Genomic DNA, 21,446 nt, shown 5'->3' with positions numbered 1-21,446 from the left:
TGTCCCAGCCAAGATAGTGGAAGTCGCCCACCGATGCAAAACACCAAGCTCTTGCTAACCAGTTTCACCTTTGTGGGACTGCTCGCACTCGCCGGTTGTTCATTCCCCGGGGTTTACAAAATCGACATCCAGCAGGGCAATGTCGTCACGCAGGACATGATAGACCAGTTACGCCCGGGAATGACCCGGCCGCAAGTACGGTTTATCATGGGCAACCCTCTGCTTGCCGACACGTTCCATGCCGATCGCTGGGATTATCTGTACAGCCTGCAACCGGGTGGCGGTGAACGCCAGCAGGAACGAATCAGCGTTATCTTCAATTCCAACGACCAGCTTGTCAGCCTGTCCGGTGACTTCATGCCCGGCGTGAGCCGTGACGAAGCCATTCTCGGCAAGGACAGCGGCACGACCGTGACCGCGCCTGCTGAAAACGCCGACAAGCCAGAAGCTGAAAAACCAGCCAAACCAGGCTCCTTGCTGGATCAGATCCAGAAGGACGTCGATGGTGTGGAAACCGTACCGGTTCCGACACCAGAGCCGCTGGACACCTCGCCGCAGTAATAGGCGAGGCAATAAAAAACCCGGACATTCCGGGTTTTTTATTGCCTGCCGTTTGGCCTGATCAAATATTCCGCGCTTTGGCCTCGGCAGCCTTCGCCGCACGCAAACGTCGAACTTCTTTGGGATCAGCCAGCAGCGGTCGATAAATTTCGATCCGGTCGCCCGCCTGAACAGGGCGAGAATCCGCGTCAGCCACGACCTTGCCAAAAATCCCCAGCGGGCACTCCGCCAGATTCAACTCAGGAAACTCTGCCGCGATGCCCGATGCGTGCACCGCAGCCCGAACGCTAACGCCTTCAGCCACACTGATCGCACGCAGAACCTGGCGATCAACCGCTGCATACACCACTTCTATCTCGATCACCGGCTCAACCATGCATCTGCTTGGCGCGCTGGCAGAAAGCATCCACCAATTGATTGGCCGCCTGATTGAACAACGGCCCCAGAGTTGCGCGCACCAGCGGCCCGGCATAATCGAACGACAGATCCAGACTGATCTTGCAGGCCTTTTCGTTCAGCGCCTTGAATACCCAGATGCCGTGCAACTGAGTGAACGGGCCTTCTTCAAGATTCATCTCGATCGACTGTCCCGGCACCAGCGTATTGCGCGTGACGAAATGCTGACTGAGGCCGCCCTTCGCTACGCCGACACTGGCACGCATGTGTTCCGGGGAGCTTTCCAGCACTTCAGCCTCCGAGCACCACGGCAGAAACTCCGGGTAACGCGCGACGTCGTTGACCAGGTCGTAGAGAAACTGCGCCGGGTACGGCAGGAGCGCGGATCGTTGGATATGTGTCGTCATGTAAGCGTTACTTCCAGAGCTGAGCGGCAAAGACTACAAGAATGCCGATAGGCGCCACGTAGCGCATCAAGAACAGGGACAGAGCAAACAGAACCGGGTTACGGATGGACAATTCATCCCGTACCGCTTCACGCCCCATCACCCATCCCGCGAACAGCACGAAACACAAGCCACCGAGGGGCAACATGATCCGCGAGGTGAAGAAATCGATCACGCCAAAGAAGTCGAGACCGCTCTGCGCACCCCATTGATAGAGGCTGAACGCCCCGCCTTCGTTCACGAAAAACTTGGCTTCCTTCCAGATATTGAAAGAAAACACGGTGCCCAGACCAACAAACCAGCAGGTGAATGCGAGCCAGAAAGTTACCCAGATGCGGCTGATTTTAGTGCGTTCAACCAGGTAAGCCACCATTGGCTCAAGCAGCGAAATCGCCGAACTCCACGCTGCCACCGCGACCAACACGAAGAACACCACACCCATCAACTGGCCGAAAAATACATTACCAAAAGCAAATGGCAGGCTGACGAACATCAGCCCTGGGCCTTCGCTTGGGTTCAGGCCAGCGGCGAACACAATCGGAAACAGCGCCAGACCGGCCACTAGCGATACGAAAGTATCCAGCAGCGCGACACCGACCACCGTGCCCGACAGCGAGGTGTTCTTCGGCATGTAGGCGCCGTAGATCATGATGGAGCCGACGCCGACGCTCAGCGAGAAGAACGCGTGCCCCATCGCTGGCAGCAGACCGTCGAGGACTTTTTCCGGGTGGAAGTCGAACATGAAATGCACGCCTTCCATGAAATGCCCGGTGGTCATGCTGTAGCCCAGCAGCACCAGAATCATCACGAACAGCAGCGGCATCATGATTCGCAGGCTGCGCTCAAGCCCGGCGACCACGCCTTTGGCGATCACGAAGGCCGACAGCAGCATGAAAATCGTGTGCCAAAGTGTCAGGCGCCATGGATTGGAGATGACATTGCCGAAATAGGCGCCGACCTGATCGGCCGTCGCGCCCTGGAAATCGCCACGGCCCATGTCGACGATGTAATCCAGCGACCAGCCGCCGACCACACTGTAGAAAGACAGAATCAGCAGGGCCGTGATCATCCCGGCAAACGCGCCCCACGACCATTTCGCCGAGTGCCCGGCTTCCAGCGCCAGCACCTTCAGGGCGTTCGCCGGACTTTGCCGGGCGCGCCGGCCGATCAGGGTTTCCGCGAGCATGACCGGGACACCGATAAGCGCGATGCACGCCAGGAACATCAGCACAAAGGCGCCGCCGCCGTAGACCCCGACCATGTAGGGGAACTTCCAGATACTACCCAGTCCCACGGCCGAACCGGTCGCGGCGAGTATGAATACCCAGCGGCTAGCCCAACTGCCGTGGACAGAAACCTTGTCTGTCGACATCGTTTATCACGCCCAAGCGTTAGAAAAAGAGGCCGCATTGTCCGGGATTCACTCAACCTGCTCAAGCGCGCAGCAACACCGTAGCCGACAGCCGAACAACTCCATATAATGCCGCCCCTATGGCTAAACAGAAGAAACACCCAACAGGGACCATCGCGCAGAACAAAAAGGCGCGACACGATTACTTCATCGAGCACAAGTTCGAGGCTGGTCTGGTCCTGGCCGGCTGGGAAGTAAAAAGTCTGCGGGCGAGCAAGTTGCAGCTGGTCGACAGCTATGTGCTGCTCAAGGACGGCGAAGCATGGTTGCTCGGCAGCCACATCACGCCGTTGATGACCGCAAGCACTCACGTCATCGCCGACCCGGTGCGCACGCGCAAACTACTGCTCAACCGCCGCGAGCTGGACAAGCTTGCCGCCGCCGTGCAGCAAAAGGGTTACGCCTGCGTCTGCCTGTCCTGGTACTGGAGCAAGCACATGGTCAAGTGCGAAATCGCTCTGGGCAAGGGCAAGAAGGAATACGACAAGCGCGACACCGAGCGCGAGCGCGACGCCGGTCGTGAGTTGCAGCGTGCGGTGCGCAACAAGGGCAAGGAAGATTAGTTTTCCACCCTGATCGTTCCCACGCTCTGCGTGGGAATGCATCCCGTGACGCTCTGCGTCACAACGCGGACGCAGAGCGTCCATTGCTGTATTCCCACGCAGAGCGTGGGAACGATCGTTTGCAGAACTAACTGACTACATCCCCTTGCGCCGCTCTGCCCGAGCCATGCGCTGCACCTCCTGACGCACCTCTTCCAGCACTTCCTGCACATACAAAATATGTCGGCTGGACACTTCTCGCGCCTGCTCGGCACGCCCTTCGATAATCGCCAGATACAATTCCCGGTGCTGCGAGATCAGCATGTCGCGGGTTTCCGTACGCTGCTTGTACATGCCGCCGATGTTGGTCACGACGTTGCGCTTGAGCAGATCGAATAGTCCGCGAATCGTATGCAGCAACACCGCGTTATGGCTGGCCTCGGCAATCGCCAGATGAAACTTGGCATCCGCCGCGCCCTCTTCCGCCCGGCTGACTTCTTCGTGACGCGAGTAGCAATCCTGCAGCTCTTCGAACGCAGCGGTCAGGCGCTCGCGATCGACATCGGTGGCGCGCAATGCGGCGTAGTAGGCACACGATGCCTCCAGGGTGTGCCGGAATTCGAGCAAATCACGTTGCGCTTCGGGATTGCTTTCAAGCAATTGCAGCAGCGGATCGCTGAACGTCGAACCCAGGCCCTCCACCACATAATTGCCGCCGCCCTGGCGACTGACCAACAAGCCTTTGGCTGCCAGTTTCTGAATCGCCTCGCGCAACGACGGGCGTGATACGCCAAATTGCTCGGCCAGCGTGCGCTCGGCCGGCAGACGTTCGCCCGACTTCAGCGTGCCCTCAAGGATCATCCCCTCGAGGCGCTCGACAATATCGTCAGACAAACGGCGCTGACGTATCTGATCAAAGCCCATAACTCATTTCTCCACGATCCCGACCGCTCGCCGGGGTGTCTATTCTGGCCTATCCGCGCGCCGCCGACACCTGCCAGACGCCACTTCGCCAAAGCGGATCAGTTGCCCTCTGCACCGCATCTTCGACGAAAGTTTCAGAGCGGCAAATTGACACACCGCTACCAAGGCTTTTACCCTAGCCAACAGCGCTTGTAAATTGGTCTTACCAATTATCCAAGATTGCTCACAGTGCCTGACCAACAACAATTAGGGGCCACCCCACCATGCAAACCTGGCAACAGCTCTACAGTCCGCTCGGCAGTCTTGGCGTCTCCGCTCTCGCGGCCGTCATTCCCATCGTGTTCTTCTTTCTCGCCCTGGCGGTGTTCCGTCTCAAAGGCCATGTGGCCGGCAGCATCACCCTCGCGCTTTCGATTGCCGTGGCGATTTTCGCCTTCCAGATGCCAGTGGACATGGCGTTCGCCGCCGCTGGTTATGGTTTCGCTTACGGTCTGTGGCCGATTGCCTGGATCATTGTCGCGGCAGTGTTCCTCTACAAGCTGACGGTGAAGAGCGGTCAGTTCGAGGTCATCCGCAGCTCGGTTCTGTCGATTACCGATGACCAGCGCTTGCAGGTGTTGCTGATCGGTTTCTGCTTCGGCGCATTTCTGGAAGGTGCCGCCGGATTCGGCGCGCCGGTCGCGATTACTGCCGCACTCCTTGTAGGACTCGGCTTCAACCCGCTGTACGCCGCCGGCCTGTGCCTGATCGCCAACACCGCACCGGTGGCGTTCGGCGCGCTAGGGATTCCGATCATCGTGGCGGGCCAGGTCACTGGCATCGACGCCTTCAAGATCGGCGCCATGACAGGTCGCCAGCTGCCACTGCTGTCGCTGTTCGTGCCGTTCTGGCTGGTGTTCATGATGGACGGCCTGCGCGGTGTGCGCGAAACCTGGCCGGCCGCGCTGGTGGCAGGTTTGAGTTTCGCCATCACCCAATACTTCACCTCCAACTTCATCGGCCCGGAACTGCCGGACATCACTTCGGCGTTGGCCAGCCTGATTTCCCTGACCCTGTTCCTCAAGGTCTGGCAACCACGTCGCGCCGCCGGCCAGCACATCGTTGGCGCCGTATCCGCTTCAGTGGTCAGCGCCAGCGTCGGCGGTTTCGGCCAGAAGCGCACCACCGTGGCTTCGCCCTACAGCCTCGGGGAAATTTTCAAGGCGTGGTCGCCGTTCCTGATCCTTACCGTGCTAGTGACCATCTGGACGCTGAAGCCTTTCAAAGCGATGTTCGCCGCCGGTGGTTCGATGTACAGCTGGGTGTTCAACTTCGCGATCCCGCACCTTGATCAACTGGTGATCAAGACTGCGCCGATCGTGGCCAACCCGACCGCGATTCCAGCGGTGTTCAAACTCGACCCGATTTCCGCCACCGGAACGGCGATTTTCTTCTCCGCGCTGATTTCGATGCTGGTACTGAAGATCAATTTCAAAACTGGTCTTACCACTTTGAAAGAGACCTTCTACGAACTGCGCTGGCCAATCCTGTCGATCGGCATGGTGCTGGCGTTCGCCTTTGTCACCAACTACTCCGGCATGTCCTCGACCATGGCCCTGGTGCTGGCGGGTACTGGCGCGGCGTTCCCGTTCTTCTCGCCGTTCCTCGGTTGGCTGGGCGTGTTCCTCACCGGTTCGGATACTTCGTCGAACGCGCTGTTCAGTTCGTTGCAAGCGACCACCGCCCACCAGATCGGCGTCAACGACACCTTGCTGGTGGCGGCCAATACCAGCGGCGGCGTGACTGGCAAGATGATCTCGCCGCAATCGATCGCCGTGGCCTGCGCCGCGACCGGTCTGGTCGGCAAGGAATCGGATCTGTTCCGCTTCACCCTCAAGCACAGCCTATTCTTTGCAACGATCGTCGGTTTGATCACCTTGGCTCAGGCCTACTGGTTCACCGGCATGCTGGTGCACTAAACCTACAAGACGCCTACAAGAAAGACGGAAATAACCGACGCCGGCCCGTGATCCGGCGTCAGCAATTCACCACCGGGTCTGTAAGGCTGCTGAAAGCAATGCGCTTTATATTCGGCAGCCGCAGCAGACGGATAACCGGGCCTACCCGGAGACACGCCTGATGAGCGAGCTTTTTTACAACGCTGTGCCGAACGCGACCCGCGTGGCACCGCCACTGCCCGAACCTCGGCAATACCCCAGCGAGAAACCGTCGCGGGTCTACCTGTTCGGCACGTGTGTGGTCGACCTGTTCTACCCCGAAGCCGGGATGGACGCGATCCATCTGCTGGAGCGCGAAGGGATCCGGGTCGAGTATCCGCAAGGGCAGAGTTGCTGCGGCCAACCGGCCTACACCTCGGGTTACACCGAGCAGGCGCGGACGGTAGCGCGCTCGCAACTGGCGTTGTTTGCCGGGGATTATCCGGTGGTGGTGCCGTCGGGTTCCTGCGCCGGCATGCTGCGCGAGCATTACGCCGACTTGTTCAAGGACGAGCCGGAAACGTTGAAACAGGTGCAGGCCCTTGCGGCTCGCACTTATGAACTGGCCGAATTTCTGCTGTTCGTCTGCAAGGTGCAGCTCAAGGACAGCGGCGAACCGGTGAAAGTCGCGCTGCATACCTCGTGTTCGGCACGCCGCGAAATGAACACCCACCTGCACGGCCGCGAGTTGTTGGCGCAGTTGAGCAACGTGGAGCGGGTCAATCACGACCACGAAAGCGAATGCTGTGGCTTCGGTGGGACATTCAGCGTCCGTATGCCAGACATTTCCGGCGCGATGGTGGCTGACAAGACCCGCGCGCTGAAGGAGTCCGGTGCGCACAAGGTACTGAGTGCCGACTGCGGCTGTTTGATGAACATCAACGGCGCGCTGGAGAAACAGCAGCAAGCGTTGCGCGGGCAACATCTGGCGAGCTTCCTCTGGCAGCGAACCGGAGGTGCGCAATGAGCACCTCAACGATTATTCCTACGGTCGCCGTAGAAGAAGATTTCCGCACCCGGGCACACAACGCCTTGGGTGATCAGCAGCTGCGGAACAACTTCCGCACTGCCATGGATTCACTGATGACCAAGCGGGCAGCGGCTTTCAGCGATGCCCACGAAAGAGAACACTTGCGCGCACTGGGCAATTCGATCAAGGCCCGCGCGCTGTCCAGGTTGCCCGACCTGCTCGAGCAACTGGAACAGAACCTGACCCGCAACGGTGTGACAGTGCACTGGGCGGAAACGGTGGACGAAGCCAATGGCATCGTCCTGTCGATCATCCGCGCTCACGAGGCGCGGCAAGTGATCAAGGGCAAATCGATGGTCAGCGAAGAGATGGAGATGAACCATTTCCTCGAGGCTCGGGACATTGAATGTCTGGAGTCCGACATGGGGGAGTACATCGTCCAGCTCGACCACGAGAAGCCTTCACACATCATTATGCCGGCGATCCACAAGAATGCCGGTCAGGTCGCGTCCTTGTTCCACGACAAACTTGGCGTGGAATACACCAAGGACGTTGACCAACTCATTCAGATCGGTCGCAGGGTCCTGCGGCAGAAATTCTTCGAAGCCGACATCGGCGTCTCCGGCGTCAACTTCGCCGTCGCCGAAACCGGCACCCTGCTGCTGGTGGAAAACGAAGGCAACGGGCGCATGACCACCACCGTGCCGCCGGTGCATATCGCCGTCACCGGCATCGAAAAAGTCGTGGAAAACCTGCGCGACGTGGTGCCGCTGCTGTCACTGCTGACGCGCTCGGCGCTGGGCATTCCGATCACCACTTACGTCAACATGATCTCCGGCCCGCGCAAAGAACACGAACTCGATGGCCCGCAGGAAGTGCATCTGGTGCTGCTCGACAACGGTCGCAGCCAGGCTTTCGCCGACAGTGAATTGCGCCAGACCCTGAACTGCATCCGCTGCGGCGCCTGCATGAATCATTGCCCGGTGTATACCCGAGTGGGCGGCCACACTTATGGCGAGGTCTATCCGGGGCCGATCGGCAAAATCATTACCCCACACATGGTCGGCCTGGCCAAGGTTCCGGACCACCCGAGCGCGTCCTCACTGTGCGGCGCCTGCGGTGAAGTCTGCCCGGTGAAGATTCCGATCCCCGCCATCCTGCGCCGTCTGCGCGAGGAAAACGTCAAAGCCCCGGACGCACCGAATCAGGTGATGCGTGGCCAAGGCAGCAAGTATTCGCGCAAGGAGCGCTTCATCTGGAACGCTTGGGCCAGACTCAACAGCTCGCCGACGCTGTACCGCTTGTTCGCTTTTTTCGCCACGCGCCTGCGCGCCCTTACGCCGAGCAATGTCGGCCCATGGACGCAAAACCACAGCGCACCAAAACCGGCCGCGCGTTCGTTGCATGACATGGCCCGCGAGCATCTGGCCAAACAGGGAGAGCGTCGATGAGCGCCAAGCAAAATATCCTCGGCAAGCTGCGGAAAAGTCTAACCGGCACCACGCCAATTGCCGACAACTTCGACGTCGATCTGGTCACCCAGCTCTACACCTACAGCGCCGAGCAACGAATCCCGCAACTGCGCAAACTGATGGAGGCGGTGCACACCGAAATCCACCTGACCTCGGGCGCCGAGTGGCCGGCATTACTGGCGCAACTGCTGCGCGACCGCCAATTGCCGAGCCTGCTGATCGCACCGAATACGCCGCACGGGCAACGCATCGCACAGCACTGGGCGAACAATCCCGAGCTGCCAGAACTGAAGTCCTACGACCGGCCGATGGAAGCGTGGAAAGCCGAACTGTTCAACGACACCCCGGCCAGCCTCACCGGCACCCTCGGTGCCATCGCCGCGACCGGCAGCCTGATCATCTGGCCAACCCGTGAAGAACCGCGCTTGATGAGTCTGGTGCCGCCGGTGCATTTCGCCCTGCTCAAGGCCAGCGAAATCCGCGACAACTTCTATCAGGTGCAAGAGGAATTCGAATGGGCGCAAGGCATGCCGACCAACGCGCTGCTGGTGTCCGGCCCGTCGAAGACTGCCGATATTGAACAGGTCCTGGCGTATGGCGCGCATGGCCCGAAAGATCTGGTCGTGCTGATTCTGGAGGATCAATGAGTCTTCCTGCTGCTTTCCTGCGTGATGCCGAGCGACTGATTCCAGCAGACCGGCGCTTCGACGATCCGCTGTCGACCCTGGCCTTCGGCACCGACGCCAGTTTCTATCGACTGATCCCGAAACTGGTGATCCGCGTCGAGTCTGAAGACGAAGTCGTGGCGCTGCTGCAACTGGCCCAGCGCGACAAGGTGCCGGTGACCTTCCGCGCCGCCGGCACCAGCCTGTCCGGGCAGGCGATCAGCGATTCCGTGCTGATCGTACTTGGGGATAACTGGAATGCCCGCGAGATTCGCGGCCAAGGCACGCAGATCCGCCTGCAACCGGGCGTGATCGGCGCGCAGGCCAACGCATGGCTGGCGCCGTTCGGACGCAAGATCGGCCCGGATCCGGCGTCGATCAATGCCTGCAAGATCGGCGGCATCGTCGCCAACAACGCCAGCGGCATGTGCTGCGGCACCGCGCAAAACACCTATCACACGCTGGCCGGGATTCGCTTGGTGCTGGCCGACGGCACGCGCCTCGACAGCGAAGACCCTGCCAGCGTCGCGGCATTTCGCTCCAGCCACGGCGACCTGCTCGAACGCTTGGCGACATTAGGCCGCGAGACCCGCGCCAACGCTGCACTGGCCGCAAGAATCCGCCACAAATACCGTCTGAAAAATACCACCGGCCTGTCGCTCAACGCCCTGGTGGATTTCGACGAGCCTGTGGATATCCTGAGCCACCTGCTGGTCGGCTCCGAAGGCACGCTCGGCTTCATCAGCGCGGTGACTTACGACACCGTCATCGATCACCCGAACAAGGCCTCGGCGCTGATCGTGTTCCCCGATGTCGAGACCTGCTGCAACGCGGTGACCGTGCTGAAAAGCCAACCGGTATCCGCAGTGGAACTGCTCGACCGACGCAGTCTGCGCTCGGTACAGGACAAAAAAGGCATGCCCGCTTTCGTACAGCTGCTGTCGGAAAATGCCTGCGCGCTGCTCATCGAATCCCGCGCCGCTTCGTCGACATTGCTGCAGGAACAACTGGCGCAAATCATGGCGTCCCTGCGCGATTTCCCCGTAGAGAAGCAGGTCGACTTCACCGAAGACCCGGTGGAAAACGCCCGCCTCTGGGCCATCCGCAAAGACACCTTCCCCGCCGTCGGCGCCGTGCGCAAAACCGGCACCACAGTGATCATCGAAGACGTGACCTTCCCGGTCGAACAACTGGCGATCGGCGTCAATCGCCTGATCGAGTTGTTCGACAAACATGCCTACGACGAAGCGATCCTTTTCGGACACGCACTGGAAGGCAATCTGCACTTCGTCTTCACCCAAGGCTTCAACAGCCCGGAAGAAATCGCACGCTACCAAGCGTTCATGGACGACGTCGCGCAACTGGTTGCAGTGGAATTCGGCGGCTCGCTGAAGGCCGAACACGGCACCGGTCGCAACATGGCGCCCTTCGTGGAACTGGAATGGGGCAGCGACGCCTATCAACTGATGTGGCAGCTTAAACGCCTGCTCGACCCCAACGGCATTCTCAATCCCGACGTGGTACTCAGCGAAGATCCGCAGATCCACCTCAAGCACCTGAAACCGCTGCCGGCGGCGGACGAGATTGTGGACAAGTGCATCGAGTGCGGTTTTTGCGAACCAGTCTGCCCATCGAAGGGCCTGACCCTGAGCCCGCGCCAGCGCATCGTGATCTGGCGCGATATCCAGGCGAAAAAACGCGCCGGCGTCGACACCACCGAACTGGAAAAAGCCTACGACTACCAAGGCATCGACACCTGCGCCGCGACCGGCCTGTGTGCGCAACGCTGTCCTGTAGGCATCAACACCGGCGAACTGGTGAAAAAACTCCGTGGCCGACACGCCAAGCATCAGAAAACCGCAGACTGGATCGAAGGAAATTTCGCCAAAACCCTGCAAGGCGCACGCTTCACCCTGCATGTCGCCAACGGCGCGCGAATGATGCTCGGTGCGCCGCGTCTGGCAAAGTTGTCGGCGACGCTGACGCGCTTGTCCAAAGGCCAGGTACCGTTGTGGACCAACGCCATGCCCCAACCGGAAAAAGCCATTCGCTTCAGCCCGAGCGTGGCCGACGAGCGCCCGCGCGTGGTTTATCTGGCGGCGTGCGTCTCGCGGGTCATGGGTCCGGCGGCGGGTGATAAAGAACAAATGTCGCTGTACGACAAAACCCGTGGCCTGCTGGAAAAGGCCGGTTACCAGGTCGTCTTTCCCGACAACCAGGACAACCTCTGCTGCGGCCAGCCGTTCGCCTCCAAAGGCTACGCCGAACAGGCCGAGCACAAACGTCAGGAGCTGATCAGCGCACTGCTCCACGCCAGTCGCGGCGGCCTCGACCCGATCTATTGCGACACGAGCCCATGTACGTTGCGGCTGGTCCAAGACATCGGCGAAACACGACTGGATCTGTACGATCCGGTGCGCTTCATCCGTACGCATCTGCTGGATCGTCTGGACTTCACACCGCAGGAAGCGCCGATTGCCGTCCACGTGACCTGCAGCACTCAGCACTTGGGCGAAAGCCAGGCGCTGATCGATCTGGCGCGCAAATGCAGCAACTCTGTGGTGATTCCCGAAGGCATACATTGCTGCGGATTTGCCGGCGACAAAGGCTTCACCACACCGGAGCTGAACAGCCATTCGCTGCGTACGCTCAAGGACGCCGTGCAGCACTGCAGCGAGGGCATTTCCACCAGCCGCACCTGCGAAATCGGCCTGACCCAGCACGGTGGCATCGACTACCACGGACTGGTTTATCTCGTGGATCGGGTGACACGCGCGAAGGCTGTCTGAAAAAAAATAGAACTCTTGAGCGTGACGGCAATCCACAGAACAGGCCCCGACAAATCGGGGCTTTTCCTCCATTCGGTGGCTCGCCCAGCGGTCAGCGAAGCCTGGATCCCTCAGTTCAAGGAGATACACATGAAGCGTTCTGTACTGTTAGGTCTGTTCGTTACTGCCTCGATGATGGCGTCCACTTCGTTCGCCGCAGACAAACCTGCCGATCTGTGCGATGCCAACATCCAGACTATCAACAACGCCAAAGGGCAGTTGTCGGCGAATCCGGAATTGAGCCAGCGCGCCGAAACCAGCGTGAGCAAGGCCCAAGCGCTGAAAGCGGAAGGCAAAATCGACGACTGCGTTGCCGAAACCTCGCAAACCATCGTAGAGCTGCGTAAATCGACCGGTACCAACAACTGATACATGCTGACGAGCCAACCTGCGGGTTGGCCTCGTCGGCAGATTGACGTACACTGTGCACGCTTGTTGCCCGATCAGATTCACCGGGCAATGAGTTCGGGGCCGTTTAGGATTCGACGCCGGTTGCGAAACTCTAGGTGCATGCCGACTTGGTAACAGAAGTCGTAAATCCACTGTTGCAACTACTTATAGTTGCCAATGACGACCAATACGGTGTTGCTCTCGCTGCTTAATTGCAGCTGACAATGCTCCTGGTACCTTCGGGTCCAGCAATCATCAGGGGATGTCTGTAAACCCGAAATGATTGTCATATAGAACAGAATCGCCGTGCAGTACGTTGTGGACGAAGCGGCTAAAACTTACACAACTCGCCCAAAGCACCCTGCCCGTCGGGTCGCTGAGGGTTAACTTAATAGACACGGCTACGCATGTAGTACCGACAGCGGAGTACTGGCGGACGGGGGTTCAAATCCCCCCGGCTCCACCAAATAAGCGTTACAAATCAGGCACTTAGCGTTTATCGCAAGTGCCTTTTTTGTGTCTGAATGGGTGGTTTTGGCTCAGTTATGCCAGCTTAATGACAGCCTTAGGCACAACTCCAAGGGGAAATATCATGGTCTCGGCAAGCATCAAGGTCTCTTTTGAATTTCCAGAGGATGAGGCAGTTCAAACAGGCCTTCGTCCTTTCATCTATCTGGACACATTGGATCTGGTAGACGCGGCAATTGAGGGCGGCGTACCTGACCACTCACCAGTGATCGGCCTCATTCACCAGGCAGGGGAATGTTTCGATGTCCAAAGTCTGCTGGAGGGCTACGTTATGTCACACGTTGCCGAGAGCCGATCGGCTGCCGCTTATGAGATCGCTGAATGGCTAGAGGCGCTAGCGAAAATGTTTCGCAAAGGTGGTGAGGATCTCGAGTTGAGTCTAAAGCCTCGCTCGAGTCCGAGTCCGAGATTTTGAATTCAGGACGTATCAGCCGCCCAAACATACGAACGTCGACTGATCACGTTCATACACGAAACCGGAAATCGATCCTTCAGAAATGATGGATGGGGTCGATAAAAAAAAGAAATCATACGGAGTGGGAGCAGAGGCTAGACTCCCATCACACAGCGGAACCATCAAGCGGATGGATCCAAAGTTAAAGCGAACCTTCGGATTCGCCCACTGGTCGGATGGTGTAAGCGATGCATTGTGTTTACTAGTGTTGACACAATTTGTTAATTGACAAGCAGGTTAGCTTGCTCATAATCGCCATCCGGAGTTATCCACAGGTACGTGGGTACTTTGTCGTATCAATTAGAGGAATAGCGCCATGTCTAGCAACCCATTCGTTCTCCTGTGCTACGCGCAGAAGAAAGGCGGTTTGTGGATTGCCGCGTGCCCACAGTTCACCTTAGCGGCACAGGGAGTCGACTTTGATGAAGCCAAAGGCAAACTGGAAGCACAAATCAAGTCGTACATTGTCGAAGCGTTGACAGTGGATCGCGAGCACGCTGCTCAACTTCTTGGCCGCCAGGCCCCCCTGCTGATGCGCCTTCAATATCGTGTTCAAGCCTTCTGGTCGTCGATTCGGCACGGGCGTAGCAAGCGGGTACGATTCTTTGAAGAGCCAGCTCTACAGTACGTCGGCTGCTAAGGATCCAGAATGTTCGCAGGGAGGCACAGGCCGCTCACCTATAGAGAGGTGATAGCGGTGTTGAAGGAGCTAGGATTCTCCTTCCGAAATCAAGAAGGCAGTCACGAGCAATGGGTACGAGAAGGTGATCCTTTCCGCAAAGTTACCGTCGACAAGCCAAAACAGCCGTTTCATGGCGACTTGATCAAATATATGTGCCTCCAAGCAGGCGTATCCAAGAAAAAATTCTACTCCCTTGTGAAATAGCCCGGCTCTGGCCGGGCTTTTTACATTCCCCCAATTGATTTTGCATACGCCTGACACGCCTGTAGCGCGATCAGTCCACGGTCGCCGGTGTCGGTGATGGCGATAATTCGTTGAGCATGCGCTGGGTCAAGTCGGGCGCGTATGGCTGCATGATCCACGCCGCTGGCGCCGGTGGCTTTTGGCACGTCACAGCCACTGGCTGAATCCGCGTCGATGAGGACTGACAGCCGCAGATCAGCAGTGGCAAGGCGATCGCGCAGGCGATCCTGGTCACGTTGGGCATCGCTCAATTTCCTGTAATGGGTTTGCTCACTGGTCGCCAGCTTCTGCTCGAGCGCCAGGCGCTTGTCCTGCTCGGCCTTCTGCGCATCGGCGCCCGCCGTCGCGAGCCGATTCAGCGTCTCGCCATTGAGCTTGGCCTGCTCGGCGAGCTGCCGGCCGTAGCGCCAGTCCTGAAACTGCCAGGCGCTGCCGAAGCCGGCGAGCACCAGCGCCAGCACGCCGACCAACCGCCACGGGGCGGTCACGCCAGCACCTCGAGCGCCTTCTTCCAGAGCGCCAGACGATCCTGCAAGCCGTTCAACCCGCCATTGATACGCCGAGTGATGGTGTTGAACTCGTCCCGATCGGCCAAATCGTTCAGTCCCTTCTGCTTCCAGAACCACGCCGCCGACATCGCGGCATGCTGCGGCAGCTCGAGCAGCTCAGGGTGATTGATCAGGTCCAGGCCCAACGCCTCTCCGCACTTGGCATAGTTCGCCCGCCCGGTGATCTGGACCAGCCCCCGACCGCAATACTTCCGACCATCGCCCAGCACGGTATTGCCCAGGTCTTCACGCCCCTCGTACCCACGCTGGGCAACGGTCGGCCCCCAGATCTCGCGGACGTAGCGCAGCTGGCCAGACTCATGACCGACCTGCGCAATGAACGCGGCCGCGCGCTTCGGCCCGACGATCTGGTAATGCTGCATCGCGGTGTTTAGTGCGGAAACAAAAACGCCCGCTTGAGTGCGGGCGTTCGGCAGGATCTGCAGCAACTGCTGCTGGGTGATCGGCATGGCTTTCTCCAGGCAAAAAAATACCCGCTCGATGGCGGGCTCTGCGACTCAGCTTGCTTTATAGCGCGTTCGACTTCAGGACTTCGATTTCGGCCTTCAGGGTTTTTATCGCGGACACCAAATACGGAATCAGCCCCGTGTAATTGACTCGCCAGATATCCTGCTCATTTTCCGGGTCTGCGGGAGTAACCAGCAATGGCGTGACCTCAAAAAGCTCTTGGGCAATTACACCTACTTCATGGTGCGGATAGTCCTCCGAGTCGAGAAAGTCCCGACGGTCGAACTCGACAGGGCGAATCCGCATGATCCGTTCAAGGCCATCGACAATGTCGACATCGTTCTTTTTCAGCCTCCGGTCAGAACCCTGCGAAACCGCACCCGGCACGTTCAAATTACCCGAGTACGTGTAGTACATCGTCGGGCCGCCGACGGTGTTGTTGATGTTTACGGATCGCCACGTAAACCCGCCATTACCTCCCCCTTGGTTGCATATAAAGTCGGCCGTACCGGAAGCCCCCACGATTCCGGTATTCCACATGAGCCATAACCCTTGGGCATTAGCGTTGTTCGAACCGTTGATTTTCGCCGAATTCAAACCGGTGATATTTATGATGTCGGAATTGTTTCCGGCTGATGCAGCCCCGATATTTGAACGAGCTCCTGCAGCAGTGTTAGCGCCAGTACCACCCTGCCCAATAGAAAGTGCAGTCGTTAGACCCGAAAGCGATGTGATGTCGCTGTTGGTTCCCTTCAATGCACGGCCGGTGATTTGCGCCTGGAGCTTGCCCATCGCCGCCAGAACAGTGTCTGTCGAAGCAATGACCGCCGAGGTTGCAGTGGTCAGGCCGGTCAGCACCGACTGCAGTACTCTGGCCCCGGTGAAATATTTGTTCGTTGCGCCTTCTGGTACCACATCCGAATTCAGCGTTTCCGACCCCGTGCCACCTTTGGCAACCGGCAAAATGTCGTAATTGCCGGTGGTACCGAGCAAGGCCAGCTTTTCGCCGTAGTCGTTGAGAATGGCGCGCACCTGGTCGGATAGATCCTTCTGGTAGCCCTGCACCGGCATGATCGAGTAGAAGCCACCGGTAGCTGTAGGACCTTCGTAGTCAGGCGCGATCGACAACGCGGTGTTGCTGGCGATATTGGTCACCTCGTACCAGCGCCCGTCCGGGCCGCGAAATCCGTCGCCGACACGGCTGTTGGCAATAAATGCCGTGCCTGCGCCGATCACTGCATTGGAATTTTGGGTGACAGAGACCGTTCCCGTCTTGTACCAGGGCATTGTGTATCTCCAGAAATAAAAGGGTCAGGCCAGCAATTTGGCGCAGAGGAATGGGCGATGGCCCTGATTGGTCCAAGCGTTGGAGGCCAGGCTGTACATCAGGATTCGGCCGTTGGCGTAGTCAACGCCGAGTGCGCATGCACCACCCGACGAGTTGTTATGGCAGGTCATGGTGAATGGATTGATGGAAACGTATTCACCGACGCCAAGCGCCTTGGTGATGCCCCAGATGTACCGCTGCCCCACGCTCAGTTGCTCGGCGCCGAGATAAGTCCAGTCACCCGCGGCGAAGGTCACAACCACAGCGGGCGCGCCGCTGTCGTAACAAAGCGTTCCGCTCGCATCCCATAGACGCAGACCGTAAGCGGCCGTACCCATCGAAGCCCATGCTGCGACGAAATACTGGCCGCTCAAGGACTCATTGACCTTCGAGGCGTTCATCGAAAAGCCAGTCCAGTTACCCGGACCACCGGTGAACCACACCGAATACGGCACCTGAATCAATCCGGTCTGATCCGGCCGGATGAAGACCAGTGGCGGGTCTTGGCTGGTCACCGCGCGCGGGAATGTGGCCGTTGCGGCGGCCACCCCTGAATAAGATCCTCGCGTCAGCATGCAAAGCCGCGGCGCCTCCGAGTCGATCTGAACGAAAGCGTTATCATTGATGCTCTGGAATCCGAAGCTCATGTCGCGAACCTTATGGCGTAGGCCTTCGAAACGATCCGCGACTGCAATGTCGAGGCGCTGGATGACGGGTTTTTCGGGAGCACAACCACCTGGCCTACCGCGGTGGTCACGAAAGGGTACGAGCGAATGTTTCCCGACGAGTCGTTCTCCGAAGGCTGCACGTCCTGTGCCCTCGTCGGGATGATCATGAACACACAATTGGCTGGATTGAAGCCGGGGATATTCAGCGTGTAGCTGGGCACGGTCCCGCTGAAATCAATCACGCCTTGCCAGATCACCTGGTAGGTGAAGCTGTTGGTGTCCATAGCGAGCTGACCGCTCTCGTTAAAGACACGCAGTCCAAATAGCGCCATTGATTACCCCAGATAGCCGAGACGAACACGCAGGACGTTGTTGGCGTCGTAGACCGAGACGTTCAGTGAGTTGATCACCAAGCGCCCCTGCCCTGGAACGATGCCGTTAATTTCAAGCGTGCCGTCTTTGTTCAGAATCCAGCCTTGCTGGCCGGCGATGTAGTTCGTGGAGCTGATGTAGCTGCCGATCTTGGCGTTGGTAATCGTTCCATCCTGGATGAACGCCGAGTTCATGAACACCTGTCCACCCTGCACTGCGAACGGCACCGCAATGGCGCCGCCGGCGATGGTGTTGACGATGGCGAAGCGGTCGGCGCTGACCAGGAACTGGCTTTGCAAGCCGGCTGGTCCGTTTTCAATTCCAAGGCCAACGCCGGCCGCGATGTACTGCCCTGTGCCTGAGTTGTATTGCATCTTCACCGACCAGCTCGCAGTGATTTTCCCATTCACGTCATTGACGATCGACGTGTTCTGTTCAATCGCCGTTTGCTGGTTGCCGACCGTTGTGCTCAGCTGAATCAGTTGCTGTGCTGTTGCCTGCTGGTTAGTAACAACAACCTGCTCAAGCTCGGTGATGTTCGCCGCGTTCGCTCCGATTTTGGCGTCGAAGGTTGTCAGGCGTCCCGCCATTGCCTCGTTTTGGGAGGCTCGAACCTTCGATTCGGATGCGAGCGACGCGGTGCTGGTGTGGCTTTTGATCGCGTCTGCGAGATCGCCAGCCCCGTCATCGTCCCGAGAGGAGGCGCGAAGGGCTTCGAACGCTGTGGCTTGAGCGGTGACCACGCCGTCGAGTTCGGAGATCTCCGTGGTGTTGGTCGCTACCTGCAGCGCAAGACCATTCGCCGTTTCCACTGTCTGCCCAACGTCGAGCCAGTAGAGCGGGTTTGGCGGTGGCGTTTTGGTGGGTACCGGGCCGGTGGCTTGATAGATCCGCTTGCCCTGCACCACCAGGTCGTACTCTTCGTAAGTGTCATCAGGGTTGTAGCCCTTGAGCCCGTCGAGCGCGTCGATCTGCTCCTGCAGCCCTGGGATCAGATCTATTTTGTCGACGATGTCCTGCCCGAGCTCGGTCTCTCCGATCTGCCCTTTGATCAGTTCAAGGATAGGACCGGCGTTGGAGCTGGCCTGCCCCATCACGCCAATCCCTTCTGGGTACCACGGACCGACGTTGCCGGTACGATCCACCAGCCGCGCCCAGAAGAAGAACGTGGCGCCCGCCAGCAGGCTTTGCATGCTGTAGTCGCTCTGCGGGTAGGCCAAATCAGCAAGCTTCGTCGCAGCCTCTCGAGACGGCGAGGGGCCATACCAGATCTCGGTGCGCTGGGTGTCTTCTGCGCCAGCGGGGAAACCCCACTTGAGTTCGATCCCGAACAACAAAGATGTCGCAGTCAGGTGCGTGACCGCCGGCGGCAAGCCGGTTTTACCCAGCAGATCCGTCAGCACCGAGTTGGTCGGCACCGACGAGACATTCATGGCGCTGACCGCACGAACTCGCGCCAGATACTGCCCTGAATAGATCCCGCGAACATCGACCATCAGCTCACCGGTACGCGGAACCTTGATCCACTCTCGAGCGCCCCACCGCCATTCGACGTCATAACCCACCGCGCCCGGTGCGGCGTCCCATGCGATGCTCATGCTGGTGACGGCAATGCCCTGCTCAACCACCACGTTCTGGCTGATCAGCACTCGCGCCGGGGCTTCCTGCGTGCCGATCGGAATGCCACTGATTGGTCGGGTGTCGACGACGGCGCCGTTGTCGATGAACGCGAACTTGCTCGGCTCATGCTGGATGACCTCGAGCTGATACTGTTGCCACTCAGGACGCGTAACGTTGCGGACGTAGAACTGCATCACCTTCAGGTCGTCGAAGTCGATCACCCAGCCGCACTCCGGCTCTGGCACTTCGCTGTAATTCGCGGCCACGGTGACGGCCCGGCCGTTGACCGAGCTGATTACCCGCGCTTCGGACTTTCCGCTGGGCAGGTTGAGGTAGAGCCTGGCGCCCGTCGGCATCGTCAGATCGCGATCGAGGGTGATAACGCGTCCGGCCGCAGAAGATACTCGCCCGCCATTCGCCCGCCCCGCCAGCATCGGATCGCCAACGGAAATGATTTGGCCGGGCTTGGGAATGCCGCCATCAAGTCCCACACGAAACGTCGCGCCCCTTGTCTGCAACTGCTCGGTTACCAGCGCCCACTGGCCCGCGCGTTGCGCCTGGCCAAGAGACGTGCACCCGAACGCGTCCACGCTGAGTTCGCGAACGGAGCCGAGCTCACTCATCGCTTCGTTATCGAATACCGGCTCCTTGTCGGTTTCGAAGCCCTGCGCAGGGTTGTCCCAGGACACCATTGCCGTGGTGTGCCGATCGCGCCAGCGGGTGCCGTCGTATTTGATGGCGCCGTTGTTGAGGATCTGCGACGGGCTGTAGCTGAAAACGGGGTCGCCTGGCATATCCGCATTGACGACGATCTGACTGCCGTCCCAGTACGCCATGCCGTGGAAGATCGAAGCCAAATCCTGCAGCACTGCGTAGGCTTCGGCCTGCTTTTGGAAATACAGGTTGCAGGTGAAACGCGGCTCCTGTCCGCCCTTTCCGTCCGGCACCATCTGATCGCAGTATTGAGCGATCCGGTACAGCGACCAGCGGTCTACCATCGTGGCGTCAATGCGTTCGCCGAGCCCGTAATACGGATGCAGTACCAGGTCGTAGAAAACCCAGGCCGGGTTGTTGGTATAGGCCTCTTTGAAAGTCCCGTCCCAGATACCGCCGCTGGTACCGGTGCCGCCGGTGGCGTAGGTACGCGTGACCGGGTCATAGTTCGAAGGCACGCGCACGATGCGGCCGCGCATCAGCACGGCGATCTTTGCGATATCGCCGCCGAACTGTTGGGCGTCGTACTCAATACAGCCGACGGACGTGAGCGGGTATTCCTGATCACTGTCGACCAGCTCGGCGACAGCCTCGATGAACATGCTGTCCTGCACCAGCGAACTGTTGGCTTCCGGAGTGAGCCGGCGCGCCCGCAGCGTCCACTGGTTGCCGTCCGGCAGCTCAATCCGGTGGGAGCGCTCGTACTTGGTGACGTTCTTGCGATCGACAAAGGAGGTCAGCACCGTCACGTAGGGGCCGTTGTCGGTTGAAACATCGATGGCGTAGTCGATCCGCACGCCGTTGATGTTGCCGCTGGCGTCCTGAGATTGAAGCGTCGGCCAGCTCAGGCGCACGCGCGCGGCGTCGATCATGGAGTTGTTGATGCTGTACAGCCAAGGCGTCGACGTGCGCAGCTCTTGGCCGACGGCTATTTCATTGCTGGACTCGGTGACCCCTGCCAAGCGCTCTTGGTGAAGCTCGCCGGAGCGGAACTGCCATTTCACGCCGGGATAGTTGATCGTCCCGTCTTGCGCCTGGATCGGCGTCCCGTCCAGCCGCACGGAGCGCAGGCCGTCGACCGGCCCAACAATCGGTCCCCAGCTCCAGATGTACACCAGCCGGGCGGTGGCCAGCGACGGAACGCTGTTCGACGCAATGCTTGGCTGCTTTGGCTTGGACTGACCGCCCTTTGCCCCGCTGACGGCTCTCCGCTTCTTCGCAACTGCGCTCATGCGCTTCTC

General features: G+C 59.3%; 21 protein-coding genes and 1 other RNA gene. 12 read left to right on the top strand and 10 right to left on the bottom strand.

All coding sequences use genetic code 11. The annotated features are described in order from the left end of the window. Nucleotides 1-33: 33 nt before the first annotated feature. Entirely contained in the window at nt 34-561 is a 528-nt protein-coding gene (locus tag BXA01_RS20030) for an outer membrane protein assembly factor BamE (protein ID WP_016771771.1), read from the top strand. 61 nt (nt 562-622) lie between these two features. Here BXA01_RS20030 and BXA01_RS20025 read toward each other — a convergent pair whose 3' ends face one another. Genes BXA01_RS20025 through BXA01_RS20015 form a run of 3 tightly spaced genes read right to left on the bottom strand, consistent with a single transcriptional unit; the run spans nt 623 to nt 2,775 of the window. Beyond that, nucleotides 623-937 (bottom strand): RnfH family protein, encoded by a 315-nt coding sequence (locus tag BXA01_RS20025; protein WP_076565781.1) that lies wholly within the window; start codon nt 935-937, stop codon nt 623-625. Further along, nucleotides 930-1,364: a type II toxin-antitoxin system RatA family toxin gene (locus BXA01_RS20020; protein WP_016771773.1), complete on the bottom strand. Its 435-nt coding sequence runs from the start codon at nt 1,362-1,364 to the stop codon at nt 930-932. Before BXA01_RS20020 ends, BXA01_RS20025 begins: the two co-directional genes overlap by 8 nt. 7 nt (nt 1,365-1,371) lie before the next feature. Continuing rightward, nucleotides 1,372-2,775 carry a sodium-dependent transporter gene (locus BXA01_RS20015; RefSeq protein WP_016771774.1) on the bottom strand — a complete coding sequence of 468 codons (1,404 nt, stop codon included), beginning with the start codon at nt 2,773-2,775 and terminating at the stop codon, nt 1,372-1,374. Between the two features lie 119 nt (nt 2,776-2,894). On the opposite strand from BXA01_RS20015, the gene smpB reads away from it, so the two are divergent. Continuing rightward, complete coding sequence (gene smpB / locus BXA01_RS20010) at nt 2,895-3,377, top strand: SsrA-binding protein SmpB (RefSeq protein WP_007953781.1); 483 nt, start codon at nt 2,895-2,897, stop codon at nt 3,375-3,377. A gap of 135 nt (nt 3,378-3,512) precedes the next feature. Here smpB and BXA01_RS20005 read toward each other — a convergent pair whose 3' ends face one another. Then, nucleotides 3,513-4,280, bottom strand: a complete 768-nt coding sequence (locus BXA01_RS20005; RefSeq protein WP_016771775.1) for an FCD domain-containing protein — start codon at nt 4,278-4,280, stop codon at nt 3,513-3,515. A 263-nt stretch (nt 4,281-4,543) separates the two neighbouring features. Here BXA01_RS20005 and BXA01_RS20000 point away from each other — a divergent pair, with 263 nt between their 5' ends. The 10 genes from BXA01_RS20000 (at nt 4,544) to BXA01_RS27765 (ending at nt 14,449) form a co-directional block, all read left to right on the top strand. Beyond that, the gene (locus tag BXA01_RS20000) at nt 4,544-6,238 is read left to right on the top strand and encodes a lactate permease LctP family transporter (protein WP_016771776.1); all 1,695 of its coding nucleotides are present in this window, start codon (nt 4,544-4,546) and stop codon (nt 6,236-6,238) included. Between the two features lie 160 nt (nt 6,239-6,398). Continuing rightward, the gene (locus BXA01_RS19995; RefSeq protein ID WP_016771777.1) at nt 6,399-7,223 is read left to right on the top strand and encodes a (Fe-S)-binding protein; all 825 of its coding nucleotides are present in this window, start codon (nt 6,399-6,401) and stop codon (nt 7,221-7,223) included. After that, a complete protein-coding gene (locus BXA01_RS19990; RefSeq protein WP_076565779.1) occupies nt 7,220-8,677 on the top strand; it encodes a LutB/LldF family L-lactate oxidation iron-sulfur protein in 1,458 nt (485 codons plus the stop codon). The genes BXA01_RS19995 and BXA01_RS19990 overlap by 4 nt, the downstream gene beginning before the upstream one ends. Further along, on the top strand, nt 8,674-9,345 hold the full coding sequence (locus BXA01_RS19985; RefSeq protein ID WP_076565777.1) for a LutC/YkgG family protein: 672 nt from the start codon (nt 8,674-8,676) through the stop codon (nt 9,343-9,345). The genes BXA01_RS19990 and BXA01_RS19985 overlap by 4 nt, the downstream gene beginning before the upstream one ends. After that, the gene (locus tag BXA01_RS19980) at nt 9,342-12,152 is read left to right on the top strand and encodes an FAD-binding and (Fe-S)-binding domain-containing protein (protein ID WP_076565775.1); all 2,811 of its coding nucleotides are present in this window, start codon (nt 9,342-9,344) and stop codon (nt 12,150-12,152) included. The genes BXA01_RS19985 and BXA01_RS19980 overlap by 4 nt, the downstream gene beginning before the upstream one ends. A 129-nt stretch (nt 12,153-12,281) precedes the next feature. After that, nucleotides 12,282-12,560: a hypothetical protein gene (locus BXA01_RS19975; protein WP_076565773.1), complete on the top strand. Its 279-nt coding sequence runs from the start codon at nt 12,282-12,284 to the stop codon at nt 12,558-12,560. A gap of 98 nt (nt 12,561-12,658) precedes the next feature. Then, nucleotides 12,659-13,047: a transfer-messenger RNA gene (ssrA, locus tag BXA01_RS19970) on the top strand. Between the two features lie 126 nt (nt 13,048-13,173). Continuing rightward, on the top strand, nt 13,174-13,524 hold the full coding sequence (locus BXA01_RS19965; RefSeq protein WP_076565772.1) for a hypothetical protein: 351 nt from the start codon (nt 13,174-13,176) through the stop codon (nt 13,522-13,524). A 355-nt stretch (nt 13,525-13,879) separates the two neighbouring features. Beyond that, nucleotides 13,880-14,203, top strand: a complete 324-nt coding sequence (locus tag BXA01_RS19960) for a hypothetical protein (RefSeq protein WP_076565770.1) — start codon at nt 13,880-13,882, stop codon at nt 14,201-14,203. Between the two features lie 9 nt (nt 14,204-14,212). Continuing rightward, nucleotides 14,213-14,449, top strand: coding sequence for a type II toxin-antitoxin system HicA family toxin (locus BXA01_RS27765; protein ID WP_076565769.1), 237 nt, complete (start codon nt 14,213-14,215; stop codon nt 14,447-14,449). Between the two features lie 20 nt (nt 14,450-14,469). On the opposite strand, the gene BXA01_RS19950 is transcribed toward BXA01_RS27765, so the two are convergent. The 6 genes from BXA01_RS19950 to BXA01_RS19920 are packed head-to-tail and all read right to left on the bottom strand — an operon-like array spanning nt 14,470 to nt 21,437. After that, a complete protein-coding gene (locus tag BXA01_RS19950; protein ID WP_076565767.1) occupies nt 14,470-14,976 on the bottom strand; it encodes a lysis system i-spanin subunit Rz in 507 nt (168 codons plus the stop codon). After that, a complete protein-coding gene (locus tag BXA01_RS19945; RefSeq protein WP_076565766.1) occupies nt 14,973-15,506 on the bottom strand; it encodes a glycoside hydrolase family 19 protein in 534 nt (177 codons plus the stop codon). The genes BXA01_RS19950 and BXA01_RS19945 overlap by 4 nt, the downstream gene beginning before the upstream one ends. A 58-nt stretch (nt 15,507-15,564) precedes the next feature. Beyond that, entirely contained in the window at nt 15,565-16,791 is a 1,227-nt protein-coding gene (locus BXA01_RS26865) for a tail fiber domain-containing protein (protein ID WP_083957563.1), read from the bottom strand. Between the two features lie 24 nt (nt 16,792-16,815). Then, nucleotides 16,816-17,478: a hypothetical protein gene (locus tag BXA01_RS19930; RefSeq protein WP_076565764.1), complete on the bottom strand. Its 663-nt coding sequence runs from the start codon at nt 17,476-17,478 to the stop codon at nt 16,816-16,818. Then, complete coding sequence (locus BXA01_RS19925; RefSeq protein WP_231990992.1) at nt 17,475-17,783, bottom strand: hypothetical protein; 309 nt, start codon at nt 17,781-17,783, stop codon at nt 17,475-17,477. The genes BXA01_RS19930 and BXA01_RS19925 overlap by 4 nt, the downstream gene beginning before the upstream one ends. A gap of 51 nt (nt 17,784-17,834) precedes the next feature. Further along, nucleotides 17,835-21,437 carry a phage tail protein gene (locus tag BXA01_RS19920; protein WP_076565761.1) on the bottom strand — a complete coding sequence of 1,201 codons (3,603 nt, stop codon included), beginning with the start codon at nt 21,435-21,437 and terminating at the stop codon, nt 17,835-17,837. Nucleotides 21,438-21,446: the final 9 nt, after the last annotated feature.

The sequence above is a fragment of the Pseudomonas sp. B10 genome (genome assembly GCF_900156235.1).
GTDB classification, from domain to species: Bacteria; Pseudomonadota; Gammaproteobacteria; order Pseudomonadales; family Pseudomonadaceae; genus Aquipseudomonas; species Aquipseudomonas siliginis.
The sequence above is the reverse complement of the archived record's forward strand: the minus strand, read 5'-3'. Positions and strand labels throughout refer to the sequence as shown.